This is a genomic window from Aliivibrio wodanis (assembly GCF_052920805.1).
The window spans coordinates 16128-30627 of the sequence record NZ_JBREXA010000006.1 but is presented as its reverse complement, the minus strand read 5'-3'; the positions used below and the strand labels follow the sequence as shown (position 1 = coordinate 30627).

The window sequence follows — 14500 nt, the reverse complement described above, 5'->3', positions numbered from 1 at the left end:
TCCGCCGCTCGTCAGCAAATTAGCAAGCTAATTTCTGTTACCGCTCGACTTGCATGTGTTAGGCCTGCCGCCAGCGTTCAATCTGAGCCATGATCAAACTCTTCAATTAAAGTTTTTTGGTTTGTTTCAGCAGAAACAAAACCGGCTCAATGATTAATACTGATTTCTTACATAAAAGTAATTTTGTGTAGTCACTCAGTTCATTGATTATTTTTGTTTGAATTCACTTCGAAAAGTAAAAGCAAACTAGTGATTATCAACTCACAAGTGCCCACACAGATTGATTTGGTTAAATTGTTAAAGAGCTTGTCTTTCAACCACTTAGCGTTACCGCTTCGTCGCTTCAGGCTGCGTATAATACGCTTTCTGATTTGAAAGTCAAGATAATATTTTCAACTTTTTCATTTATTTATGAAAGACTTAAAAACGTTATGTTGACTTGGCTCACAGTGACAATCTGGGAGCGAAATAAAAGCCCGTTCTATTGAACGGGCACTTATTCAAATTCAAGCCTGGCGATGTCCTACTCTCACATGGGGAAACCCCACACTACCATCGGCGCTATTACGTTTCACTTCTGAGTTCGGCATGGGATCAGGTGGGTCCATAACGCTATGGTCGCCAAGCAAATTCTTTCTATCTACCTCACTAAGAGATAAATAATAATCTGGAAAGCCGTTTCTCTATATAAAGAGTTGTTCTTAATCACATTCAATCTGTTTCTTGCAACTTTAAATCCGTTCAAAACCCCTTGGGTGTTGTATGGTTAAGCCTCACGGGCAATTAGTACAGGTTAGCTCAATGCCTCGCAGCACTTACACACCCTGCCTATCTACGTCGTAGTCTCCAACAACCCTTTAGGATACGTATAGTATCAGGGATGACTCATCTCAAGGCTCGCTTCACGCTTAGATGCTTTCAGCGTTTATCGATCCCGAACTTAGCTACCGGGCAATGCTACTGGCGTAACAACCCGAACACCAGAGGTTCGTCCACTCCGGTCCTCTCGTACTAGGAGCAGCCCCTTTCAATCATCCAACGCCCACGGCAGATAGGGACCGAACTGTCTCACGACGTTCTAAACCCAGCTCGCGTACCACTTTAAATGGCGAACAGCCATACCCTTGGGACCGACTTCAGCCCCAGGATGTGATGAGCCGACATCGAGGTGCCAAACACCGCCGTCGATATGAACTCTTGGGCGGTATCAGCCTGTTATCCCCGGAGTACCTTTTATCCGTTGAGCGATGGCCCTTCCATTCAGAACCACCGGATCACTATGACCTACTTTCGTACCTGCTCGAATTGTCATTCTCGCAGTCAAGCGGGCTTATGCCATTGCACTAACCACACGATGTCCAACCGTGTTTAGCCCACCTTCGTGCTCCTCCGTTACTCTTTGGGAGGAGACCGCCCCAGTCAAACTACCCACCAGGCACTGTCCGCAACCCCGATAAGGGGCCAACGTTAGAACATCAAGCATACAAGGGTGGTATTTCAAGATTGCCTCCACCAATACTAGCGTACTGGTTTCAAAGGCTCCCACCTATCCTACACATGTAGGGTCAATGTTCAGTGCCAAGCTGTAGTAAAGGTTCACGGGGTCTTTCCGTCTAGCCGCGGGTACACTGCATCTTCACAGCGATTTCAATTTCACTGAGTCTCGGGTGGAGACAGCGTGGCCATCATTACGCCATTCGTGCAGGTCGGAACTTACCCGACAAGGAATTTCGCTACCTTAGGACCGTTATAGTTACGGCCGCCGTTTACTTGGGCTTCGATCAAGAGCTTCGACCGAAGTCTAACCCCATCAATTAACCTTCAAGCACCGGGCAGGCGTCACACCGTATACGTCATCTTACGATTTAGCACAGTGCTATGTTTTTAATAAACAGTTGCAGCCACCTGGTATCTGCGACTCCCGGCAGCTTAGAGAGCAAGTCTCATCACCGCTAGGAGCGTACCTTCTCCCGAAGTTACGGTACCATTTTGCCTAGTTCCTTCACCCGAGTTCTCTCAAGCGCCTTAGTATTCTCTACTCGACCACCTGTGTCGGTTTGGGGTACGATTTCTTATAATCTGAAGCTTAGAGGCTTTTCCTGGAAGCATGGCATCAATGGCTTCACATCCGTAGATGCTCGACATCGTGTCTCAGCCTAACAAGAGTCCGGATTTACCTAAACTCTTAGCCTACGCACTTGAACTTGGACGACCGTCGCCAAGCCCACCTAGCCTTCTCCGTCCCCCCATCGCAATTATAAGAAGTACGGGAATATTAACCCGTTTCCCATCGACTACGCTTTTCAGCCTCGCCTTAGGGGTCGACTTACCCTGCCCCGATTAACGTTGGACAGGAACCCTTGGTCTTCCGGCGAGGGGGTTTTTCACCCCCTTTATCGTTACTCATGTCAGCATTCGCACTTCTGATACCTCCAGCATGCCTTACAGCACACCTTCGACGGCTTACAGAACGCTCCCCTACCCAACACAATAAATTGCATTGCCGCAGCTTCGGTGTATAGCTTAGCCCCGTTACATCTTCCGCGCAGGCCGACTCGACCAGTGAGCTATTACGCTTTCTTTAAATGATGGCTGCTTCTAAGCCAACATCCTGGCTGTCTGAGCCTTCCCACATCGTTTCCCACTTAGCTATAACTTTGGGACCTTAGCTGGCGGTCTGGGTTGTTTCCCTCTCCACGACGGACGTTAGCACCCGCCGTGTGTCTCCCGGATAGTACTTACTGGTATTCGGAGTTTGCAAAGGGTTGGTAAGTCGGGATGACCCCCTAGCCTTAACAGTGCTCTACCCCCAGTAGTATTCGTCCGAGGCTCTACCTAAATAGATTTCGGGAGAACCAGCTATCTCCAAGTTTGATTGGCCTTTCACCCCTAGCCACAAGTCATCCGCTAATTTTTCAACATTAGTCGGTTCGGTCCTCCAATTGATGTTACTCAATCTTCAACCTGCCCATGGCTAGATCACTTGGTTTCGGGTCTATATCCAGAGACTGAACGCCCAGTTAAGACTCGGTTTCCCTACGGCTCCCCTAAACGGTTAACCTTGCCACTGAATATAAGTCGCTGACCCATTATACAAAAGGTACGCAGTCACATAACAAGTATGCTCCTACTGCTTGTACGTACACGGTTTCAGGTTCTATTTCACTCCCCTCACAGGGGTTCTTTTCGCCTTTCCCTCACGGTACTGGTTCACTATCGGTCAGTCAGTAGTATTTAGCCTTGGAGGATGGTCCCCCCATATTCAGACAGGATATCACGTGTCCCGCCTTACTCGTTTTCACTGATGATGAGATGTCGGTTACAGGGCTATCACCTTGTATCGCGCCACTTTCCAGAGGCTTCACCTGTCTCATTAAAAGCTTAAGGGCTAACCCAATTTCGCTCGCCGCTACTTTCGGGATCTCGGTTGATTTCTCTTCCTCGGGGTACTTAGATGTTTCAGTTCTCCCGGTTTGCTTCGCTGCGCTATGTATTCACGCAGCGATACTAGCTTATGCTAGTGGGTTTCCCCATTCAGAAATCCCAGACTCAAAAGGTTTTTACTACCTAATCTGGGCTTATCGCAAGTTAATACGTCTTTCATCGCCTCTGACTGCCAAGGCATCCACCGTGTACGCTTAGTCACTTAACCATACAACCCCAAGAGGTTTCGTATGGCATAAACAACCAAGGTTGAACTCGTCATTGCGAGTTCTGGTTTTTCGCCGGATTCAAAATACAAGAACACTTGAATGTGTTTTTAATTTGTTTATCTAAGATAAACAAAAGATATTAAGAACTTTTAAATTTTGATTTGAATAACTCGTAAGTTATTTAAATCAGTCAGCTTTCCAAATTGTTAAAGAGCTTAAAGCAAAAAGCTTTAATCAATAATCGAAATCATTAATTAAAGCTCTGTCACTTCAACTTATTAAAACCTAATCAATCTGTGTGAACACTCATAAATCGTAATCTATCGTTTAAGGAGGTGATCCAGCCCCAGGTTCCCCTAGGGCTACCTTGTTACGACTTCACCCCAGTCATGAACCACAAAGTGGTGAGCGTCCTCCCGAAGGTTAAACTACCCACTTCTTTTGCAGCCCACTCCCATGGTGTGACGGGCGGTGTGTACAAGGCCCGGGAACGTATTCACCGTGACATTCTGATTCACGATTACTAGCGATTCCGACTTCACGGAGTCGAGTTGCAGACTCCGATCCGGACTACGACGCACTTTTTGGGATTCGCTCACTATCGCTAGCTTGCAGCCCTCTGTATGCGCCATTGTAGCACGTGTGTAGCCCTACTCGTAAGGGCCATGATGACTTGACGTCGTCCCCACCTTCCTCCGGTTTATCACCGGCAGTCTCCCTGGAGTTCCCACCATTACGTGCTGGCAAACAAGGATAAGGGTTGCGCTCGTTGCGGGACTTAACCCAACATTTCACAACACGAGCTGACGACAGCCATGCAGCACCTGTCTCAGAGTTCCCGAAGGCACTAAGCTATCTCTAGCGAATTCTCTGGATGTCAAGAGTAGGTAAGGTTCTTCGCGTTGCATCGAATTAAACCACATGCTCCACCGCTTGTGCGGGCCCCGTCAATTCATTTGAGTTTTAATCTTGCGACCGTACTCCCCAGGCGGTCTACTTAACGCGTTAGCTCCGAAAGCCACGGCTCAAGGCCACAACCTCCAAGTAGACATCGTTTACGGCGTGGACTACCAGGGTATCTAATCCTGTTTGCTCCCCACGCTTTCGCATCTGAGTGTCAGTGTCTGTCCAGGGGGCCGCCTTCGCCACTGGTATTCCTTCAGATCTCTACGCATTTCACCGCTACACCTGAAATTCTACCCCCCTCTACAGCACTCTAGTTTGCCAGTTTCAAATGCGGTTCCGAGGTTGAGCCCCGGGCTTTCACATCTGACTTAACAAACCACCTGCATGCGCTTTACGCCCAGTAATTCCGATTAACGCTCGCACCCTCCGTATTACCGCGGCTGCTGGCACGGAGTTAGCCGGTGCTTCTTCTGTCGCTAACGTCAAGATGTGCAGCTATTAACTACACACCCTTCCTCACGACTGAAAGTACTTTACAACCCGAAGGCCTTCTTCATACACGCGGCATGGCTGCATCAGGCTTTCGCCCATTGTGCAATATTCCCCACTGCTGCCTCCCGTAGGAGTCTGGACCGTGTCTCAGTTCCAGTGTGGCTGATCATCCTCTCAGACCAGCTAGAGATCGTCGCCTTGGTGAGCTCTTACCTCACCAACAAGCTAATCTCACCTGGGCTAATCTTAGCGCGAGAGGTCCGAAGATCCCCCTCTTTGGTCCGAAGACATTATGCGGTATTAGCTATCGTTTCCAATAGTTATCCCCCACACTAAGGCATATTCCCAGGCATTACTCACCCGTCCGCCGCTCGTCAGCAAATTAGCAAGCTAATTTCTGTTACCGCTCGACTTGCATGTGTTAGGCCTGCCGCCAGCGTTCAATCTGAGCCATGATCAAACTCTTCAATTAAAGTTTTTTGGTTTGTTTCAGCAGAAACAAAACCGGCTCAATGATTAATACTGATTTCTTACATAAAAGTAATTTTGTGTAGTCACTCAGTTCATTGATTATTTTTGTTTGAATTCACTTCGAAAAGTAAAAGCAAACTAGTGATTATCAACTCACAAGTGCCCACACAGATTGATTTGGTTAAATTGTTAAAGAGCTTGTCTTTCAACCACTTAGCGTTACCGCTTCGTCGCTTCAGGCTGCGTATAATACGCTTTCTGATTTGAAAGTCAAGATAATATTTTCAACTTTTTCATTTATTTATGAAAGACTTAAAAACGTTATGTTGACTTGGCTCACAGTGACAATCTGGGAGCGAAATAAAAGCCCGTTCTATTGAACGGGCACTTATTCAAATTCAAGCCTGGCGATGTCCTACTCTCACATGGGGAAACCCCACACTACCATCGGCGCTATTACGTTTCACTTCTGAGTTCGGCATGGGATCAGGTGGGTCCATAACGCTATGGTCGCCAAGCAAATTCTTTCTATCTACCTCACTAAGAGATAAATAATAATCTGGAAAGCCGTTTCTCTATATAAAGAGTTGTTCTTAATCACATTCAATCTGTTTCTTGCAACTTTAAATCCGTTCAAAACCCCTTGGGTGTTGTATGGTTAAGCCTCACGGGCAATTAGTACAGGTTAGCTCAATGCCTCGCAGCACTTACACACCCTGCCTATCTACGTCGTAGTCTCCAACAACCCTTTAGGATACGTATAGTATCAGGGATGACTCATCTCAAGGCTCGCTTCACGCTTAGATGCTTTCAGCGTTTATCGATCCCGAACTTAGCTACCGGGCAATGCTACTGGCGTAACAACCCGAACACCAGAGGTTCGTCCACTCCGGTCCTCTCGTACTAGGAGCAGCCCCTTTCAATCATCCAACGCCCACGGCAGATAGGGACCGAACTGTCTCACGACGTTCTAAACCCAGCTCGCGTACCACTTTAAATGGCGAACAGCCATACCCTTGGGACCGACTTCAGCCCCAGGATGTGATGAGCCGACATCGAGGTGCCAAACACCGCCGTCGATATGAACTCTTGGGCGGTATCAGCCTGTTATCCCCGGAGTACCTTTTATCCGTTGAGCGATGGCCCTTCCATTCAGAACCACCGGATCACTATGACCTACTTTCGTACCTGCTCGAATTGTCATTCTCGCAGTCAAGCGGGCTTATGCCATTGCACTAACCACACGATGTCCAACCGTGTTTAGCCCACCTTCGTGCTCCTCCGTTACTCTTTGGGAGGAGACCGCCCCAGTCAAACTACCCACCAGGCACTGTCCGCAACCCCGATAAGGGGCCAACGTTAGAACATCAAGCATACAAGGGTGGTATTTCAAGATTGCCTCCACCAATACTAGCGTACTGGTTTCAAAGGCTCCCACCTATCCTACACATGTAGGGTCAATGTTCAGTGCCAAGCTGTAGTAAAGGTTCACGGGGTCTTTCCGTCTAGCCGCGGGTACACTGCATCTTCACAGCGATTTCAATTTCACTGAGTCTCGGGTGGAGACAGCGTGGCCATCATTACGCCATTCGTGCAGGTCGGAACTTACCCGACAAGGAATTTCGCTACCTTAGGACCGTTATAGTTACGGCCGCCGTTTACTTGGGCTTCGATCAAGAGCTTCGACCGAAGTCTAACCCCATCAATTAACCTTCAAGCACCGGGCAGGCGTCACACCGTATACGTCATCTTACGATTTAGCACAGTGCTATGTTTTTAATAAACAGTTGCAGCCACCTGGTATCTGCGACTCCCGGCAGCTTAGAGAGCAAGTCTCATCACCGCTAGGAGCGTACCTTCTCCCGAAGTTACGGTACCATTTTGCCTAGTTCCTTCACCCGAGTTCTCTCAAGCGCCTTAGTATTCTCTACTCGACCACCTGTGTCGGTTTGGGGTACGATTTCTTATAATCTGAAGCTTAGAGGCTTTTCCTGGAAGCATGGCATCAATGGCTTCACATCCGTAGATGCTCGACATCGTGTCTCAGCCTAACAAGAGTCCGGATTTACCTAAACTCTTAGCCTACGCACTTGAACTTGGACGACCGTCGCCAAGCCCACCTAGCCTTCTCCGTCCCCCCATCGCAATTATAAGAAGTACGGGAATATTAACCCGTTTCCCATCGACTACGCTTTTCAGCCTCGCCTTAGGGGTCGACTTACCCTGCCCCGATTAACGTTGGACAGGAACCCTTGGTCTTCCGGCGAGGGGGTTTTTCACCCCCTTTATCGTTACTCATGTCAGCATTCGCACTTCTGATACCTCCAGCATGCCTTACAGCACACCTTCGACGGCTTACAGAACGCTCCCCTACCCAACACAATAAATTGCATTGCCGCAGCTTCGGTGTATAGCTTAGCCCCGTTACATCTTCCGCGCAGGCCGACTCGACCAGTGAGCTATTACGCTTTCTTTAAATGATGGCTGCTTCTAAGCCAACATCCTGGCTGTCTGAGCCTTCCCACATCGTTTCCCACTTAGCTATAACTTTGGGACCTTAGCTGGCGGTCTGGGTTGTTTCCCTCTCCACGACGGACGTTAGCACCCGCCGTGTGTCTCCCGGATAGTACTTACTGGTATTCGGAGTTTGCAAAGGGTTGGTAAGTCGGGATGACCCCCTAGCCTTAACAGTGCTCTACCCCCAGTAGTATTCGTCCGAGGCTCTACCTAAATAGATTTCGGGGAGAACCAGCTATCTCCAAGTTTGATTGGCCTTTCACCCCTAGCCACAAGTCATCCGCTAATTTTTCAACATTAGTCGGTTCGGTCCTCCAATTGATGTTACTCAATCTTCAACCTGCCCATGGCTAGATCACTTGGTTTCGGGTCTATATCCAGAGACTGAACGCCCAGTTAAGACTCGGTTTCCCTACGGCTCCCCTAAACGGTTAACCTTGCCACTGAATATAAGTCGCTGACCCATTATACAAAAGGTACGCAGTCACATAACAAGTATGCTCCTACTGCTTGTACGTACACGGTTTCAGGTTCTATTTCACTCCCCTCACAGGGGTTCTTTTCGCCTTTCCCTCACGGTACTGGTTCACTATCGGTCAGTCAGTAGTATTTAGCCTTGGAGGATGGTCCCCCCATATTCAGACAGGATATCACGTGTCCCGCCTTACTCGTTTTCACTGATGATGAGATGTCGGTTACAGGGCTATCACCTTGTATCGCGCCACTTTCCAGAGGCTTCACCTGTCTCATTAAAAGCTTAAGGGCTAACCCAATTTCGCTCGCCGCTACTTTCGGGATCTCGGTTGATTTCTCTTCCTCGGGGTACTTAGATGTTTCAGTTCTCCCGGTTTGCTTCGCTGCGCTATGTATTCACGCAGCGATACTAGCTTATGCTAGTGGGTTTCCCCATTCAGAAATCCCAGACTCAAAAGGTTTTTACTACCTAATCTGGGCTTATCGCAAGTTAATACGTCTTTCATCGCCTCTGACTGCCAAGGCATCCACCGTGTACGCTTAGTCACTTAACCATACAACCCCAAGAGGTTTCGTATGGCATAAACAACCAAGGTTGAACTCGTCATTGCGAGTTCTGGTTTTTCGCCGGATTCAAAATACAAGAACACTTGAATGTGTTTTTAATTTGTTTATCTAAGATAAACAAAAGATATTAAGAACTTTTAAATTTTGATTTGAATAACTCGTAAGTTATTTAAATCAGTCAGCTTTCCAAATTGTTAAAGAGCTTAAAGCAAAAAGCTTTAATCAATAATCGAAATCATTAATTAAAGCTCTGTCACTTCAACTTATTAAAACCTAATCAATCTGTGTGAACACTCATAAATCGTAATCTATCGTTTAAGGAGGTGATCCAGCCCCAGGTTCCCCTAGGGCTACCTTGTTACGACTTCACCCCAGTCATGAACCACAAAGTGGTGAGCGTCCTCCCGAAGGTTAAACTACCCACTTCTTTTGCAGCCCACTCCCATGGTGTGACGGGCGGTGTGTACAAGGCCCGGGAACGTATTCACCGTGACATTCTGATTCACGATTACTAGCGATTCCGACTTCACGGAGTCGAGTTGCAGACTCCGATCCGGACTACGACGCACTTTTTGGGATTCGCTCACTATCGCTAGCTTGCAGCCCTCTGTATGCGCCATTGTAGCACGTGTGTAGCCCTACTCGTAAGGGCCATGATGACTTGACGTCGTCCCCACCTTCCTCCGGTTTATCACCGGCAGTCTCCCTGGAGTTCCCACCATTACGTGCTGGCAAACAAGGATAAGGGTTGCGCTCGTTGCGGGACTTAACCCAACATTTCACAACACGAGCTGACGACAGCCATGCAGCACCTGTCTCAGAGTTCCCGAAGGCACTAAGCTATCTCTAGCGAATTCTCTGGATGTCAAGAGTAGGTAAGGTTCTTCGCGTTGCATCGAATTAAACCACATGCTCCACCGCTTGTGCGGGCCCCCGTCAATTCATTTGAGTTTTAATCTTGCGACCGTACTCCCCAGGCGGTCTACTTAACGCGTTAGCTCCGAAAGCCACGGCTCAAGGCCACAACCTCCAAGTAGACATCGTTTACGGCGTGGACTACCAGGGTATCTAATCCTGTTTGCTCCCCACGCTTTCGCATCTGAGTGTCAGTGTCTGTCCAGGGGGCCGCCTTCGCCACTGGTATTCCTTCAGATCTCTACGCATTTCACCGCTACACCTGAAATTCTACCCCCCTCTACAGCACTCTAGTTTGCCAGTTTCAAATGCGGTTCCGAGGTTGAGCCCCGGGCTTTCACATCTGACTTAACAAACCACCTGCATGCGCTTTACGCCCAGTAATTCCGATTAACGCTCGCACCCTCCGTATTACCGCGGCTGCTGGCACGGAGTTAGCCGGTGCTTCTTCTGTCGCTAACGTCAAGATGTGCAGCTATTAACTACACACCCTTCCTCACGACTGAAAGTACTTTACAACCCGAAGGCCTTCTTCATACACGCGGCATGGCTGCATCAGGCTTTCGCCCATTGTGCAATATTCCCCACTGCTGCCTCCCGTAGGAGTCTGGACCGTGTCTCAGTTCCAGTGTGGCTGATCATCCTCTCAGACCAGCTAGAGATCGTCGCCTTGGTGAGCTCTTACCTCACCAACAAGCTAATCTCACCTGGGCTAATCTTAGCGCGAGAGGTCCGAAGATCCCCCTCTTTGGTCCGAAGACATTATGCGGTATTAGCTATCGTTTCCAATAGTTATCCCCCACACTAAGGCATATTCCCAGGCATTACTCACCCGTCCGCCGCTCGTCAGCAAATTAGCAAGCTAATTTCTGTTACCGCTCGACTTGCATGTGTTAGGCCTGCCGCCAGCGTTCAATCTGAGCCATGATCAAACTCTTCAATTAAAGTTTTTTGGTTTGTTTCAGCAGAAACAAAACCGGCTCAATGATTAATACTGATTTCTTACATAAAAGTAATTTTGTGTAGTCACTCAGTTCATTGATTATTTTTGTTTGAATTCACTTCGAAAAGTAAAAGCAAACTAGTGATTATCAACTCACAAGTGCCCACACAGATTGATTTGGTTAAATTGTTAAAGAGCTTGTCTTTCAACCACTTAGCGTTACCGCTTCGTCGCTTCAGGCTGCGTATAATACGCTTTCTGATTTGAAAGTCAAGATAATATTTTCAACTTTTTCATTTATTTATGAAAGACTTAAAAACGTTATGTTGACTTGGCTCACAGTGACAATCTGGGAGCGAAATAAAAGCCCGTTCTATTGAACGGGCACTTATTCAAATTCAAGCCTGGCGATGTCCTACTCTCACATGGGGAAACCCCACACTACCATCGGCGCTATTACGTTTCACTTCTGAGTTCGGCATGGGATCAGGTGGGTCCATAACGCTATGGTCGCCAAGCAAATTCTTTCTATCTACCTCACTAAGAGATAAATAATAATCTGGAAAGCCGTTTCTCTATATAAAGAGTTGTTCTTAATCACATTCAATCTGTTTCTTGCAACTTTAAATCCGTTCAAAACCCCTTGGGTGTTGTATGGTTAAGCCTCACGGGCAATTAGTACAGGTTAGCTCAATGCCTCGCAGCACTTACACACCCTGCCTATCTACGTCGTAGTCTCCAACAACCCTTTAGGATACGTATAGTATCAGGGATGACTCATCTCAAGGCTCGCTTCACGCTTAGATGCTTTCAGCGTTTATCGATCCCGAACTTAGCTACCGGGCAATGCTACTGGCGTAACAACCCGAACACCAGAGGTTCGTCCACTCCGGTCCTCTCGTACTAGGAGCAGCCCCTTTCAATCATCCAACGCCCACGGCAGATAGGGACCGAACTGTCTCACGACGTTCTAAACCCAGCTCGCGTACCACTTTAAATGGCGAACAGCCATACCCTTGGGACCGACTTCAGCCCCAGGATGTGATGAGCCGACATCGAGGTGCCAAACACCGCCGTCGATATGAACTCTTGGGCGGTATCAGCCTGTTATCCCCGGAGTACCTTTTATCCGTTGAGCGATGGCCCTTCCATTCAGAACCACCGGATCACTATGACCTACTTTCGTACCTGCTCGAATTGTCATTCTCGCAGTCAAGCGGGCTTATGCCATTGCACTAACCACACGATGTCCAACCGTGTTTAGCCCACCTTCGTGCTCCTCCGTTACTCTTTGGGAGGAGACCGCCCCAGTCAAACTACCCACCAGGCACTGTCCGCAACCCCGATAAGGGGCCAACGTTAGAACATCAAGCATACAAGGGTGGTATTTCAAGATTGCCTCCACCAATACTAGCGTACTGGTTTCAAAGGCTCCCACCTATCCTACACATGTAGGGTCAATGTTCAGTGCCAAGCTGTAGTAAAGGTTCACGGGGTCTTTCCGTCTAGCCGCGGGTACACTGCATCTTCACAGCGATTTCAATTTCACTGAGTCTCGGGTGGAGACAGCGTGGCCATCATTACGCCATTCGTGCAGGTCGGAACTTACCCGACAAGGAATTTCGCTACCTTAGGACCGTTATAGTTACGGCCGCCGTTTACTTGGGCTTCGATCAAGAGCTTCGACCGAAGTCTAACCCCATCAATTAACCTTCAAGCACCGGGCAGGCGTCACACCGTATACGTCATCTTACGATTTAGCACAGTGCTATGTTTTTAATAAACAGTTGCAGCCACCTGGTATCTGCGACTCCCGGCAGCTTAGAGAGCAAGTCTCATCACCGCTAGGAGCGTACCTTCTCCCGAAGTTACGGTACCATTTTGCCTAGTTCCTTCACCCGAGTTCTCTCAAGCGCCTTAGTATTCTCTACTCGACCACCTGTGTCGGTTTGGGGTACGATTTCTTATAATCTGAAGCTTAGAGGCTTTTCCTGGAAGCATGGCATCAATGGCTTCACATCCGTAGATGCTCGACATCGTGTCTCAGCCTAACAAGAGTCCGGATTTACCTAAACTCTTAGCCTACGCACTTGAACTTGGACGACCGTCGCCAAGCCCACCTAGCCTTCTCCGTCCCCCATCGCAATTATAAGAAGTACGGGAATATTAACCCGTTTCCCATCGACTACGCTTTTCAGCCTCGCCTTAGGGGTCGACTTACCCTGCCCCGATTAACGTTGGACAGGAACCCTTGGTCTTCCGGCGAGGGGGTTTTTCACCCCCTTTATCGTTACTCATGTCAGCATTCGCACTTCTGATACCTCCAGCATGCCTTACAGCACACCTTCGACGGCTTACAGAACGCTCCCCTACCCAACACAATAAATTGCATTGCCGCAGCTTCGGTGTATAGCTTAGCCCCGTTACATCTTCCGCGCAGGCCGACTCGACCAGTGAGCTATTACGCTTTCTTTAAATGATGGCTGCTTCTAAGCCAACATCCTGGCTGTCTGAGCCTTCCCACATCGTTTCCCACTTAGCTATAACTTTGGGACCTTAGCTGGCGGTCTGGGTTGTTTCCCTCTCCACGACGGACGTTAGCACCCGCCGTGTGTCTCCCGGATAGTACTTACTGGTATTCGGAGTTTGCAAAGGGTTGGTAAGTCGGGATGACCCCCTAGCCTTAACAGTGCTCTACCCCCAGTAGTATTCGTCCGAGGCTCTACCTAAATAGATTTCGGGGAGAACCAGCTATCTCCAAGTTTGATTGGCCTTTCACCCCTAGCCACAAGTCATCCGCTAATTTTTCAACATTAGTCGGTTCGGTCCTCCAATTGATGTTACTCAATCTTCAACCTGCCCATGGCTAGATCACTTGGTTTCGGGTCTATATCCAGAGACTGAACGCCCAGTTAAGACTCGGTTTCCCTACGGCTCCCCTAAACGGTTAACCTTGCCACTGAATATAAGTCGCTGACCCATTATACAAAAGGTACGCAGTCACATAACAAGTATGCTCCTACTGCTTGTACGTACACGGTAGGTTCTATTTCACTCCCCTCACAGGGGTTCTTTTCGCCTTTCCCTCACGGTACTGGTTCACTATCGGTCAGTCAGTAGTATTTAGCCTTGGAGGATGGTCCCCCCATATTCAGACAGGATATCACGTGTCCCGCCTTACTCGTTTTCACTGATGATGAGATGTCGGTTACAGGGCTATCACCTTGTATCGCGCCACTTTCCAGAGGCTTCACCTGTCTCATTAAAAGCTTAAGGGCTAACCCAATTTCGCTCGCCGCTACTTTCGGGATCTCGGTTGATTTCTCTTCCTCGGGGTACTTAGATGTTTCAGTTCTCCCGGTTTGCTTCGCTGCGCTATGTATTCACGCAGCGATACTAGCTTATGCTAGTGGGTTTCCCCATTCAGAAATCCCAGACTCAAAAGGTTTTTACTACCTAATCTGGGCTTATCGCAAGTTAATACGTCTTTCATCGCCTCTGACTGCCAAGGCATCCACCGTGTACGCTTAGTCACTTAACCATACAACCCCAAGAGGTTTCG

Annotated in this window: 9 rRNA genes; all 9 read right to left on the bottom strand. The window is 48.4% G+C overall.

What is annotated here, in order from left to right:
* Nucleotides 1-109 (bottom strand): 16S ribosomal RNA (locus tag ACU5DF_RS23065); the annotation flags it as partial.
* Between the two features lie 401 nt (nucleotides 110-510).
* Nucleotides 511-626 (bottom strand): 5S ribosomal RNA (rrf, locus tag ACU5DF_RS23060).
* A 136-nt stretch (nucleotides 627-762) separates the two neighbouring features.
* Nucleotides 763-3652 (bottom strand): 23S ribosomal RNA (locus ACU5DF_RS23055).
* Nucleotides 3653-3981: 329 nt separating this feature from the next.
* Nucleotides 3982-5523: ribosomal RNA gene (locus ACU5DF_RS23050) — 16S ribosomal RNA — on the bottom strand.
* A 401-nt stretch (nucleotides 5524-5924) separates the two neighbouring features.
* A 5S ribosomal RNA gene (rrf, locus tag ACU5DF_RS23045) occupies nucleotides 5925-6040 on the bottom strand.
* Between the two features lie 136 nt (nucleotides 6041-6176).
* Nucleotides 6177-9067, bottom strand: a 23S ribosomal RNA gene (locus ACU5DF_RS23040).
* Between the two features lie 329 nt (nucleotides 9068-9396).
* Nucleotides 9397-10939, bottom strand: a 16S ribosomal RNA gene (locus ACU5DF_RS23035).
* Nucleotides 10940-11340: 401 nt separating this feature from the next.
* Nucleotides 11341-11456: ribosomal RNA gene (rrf, locus tag ACU5DF_RS23030) — 5S ribosomal RNA — on the bottom strand.
* Between the two features lie 136 nt (nucleotides 11457-11592).
* Nucleotides 11593-14479 (bottom strand): 23S ribosomal RNA (locus tag ACU5DF_RS23025).
* Between the last annotated feature and the right edge of the window lie 21 nt (nucleotides 14480-14500).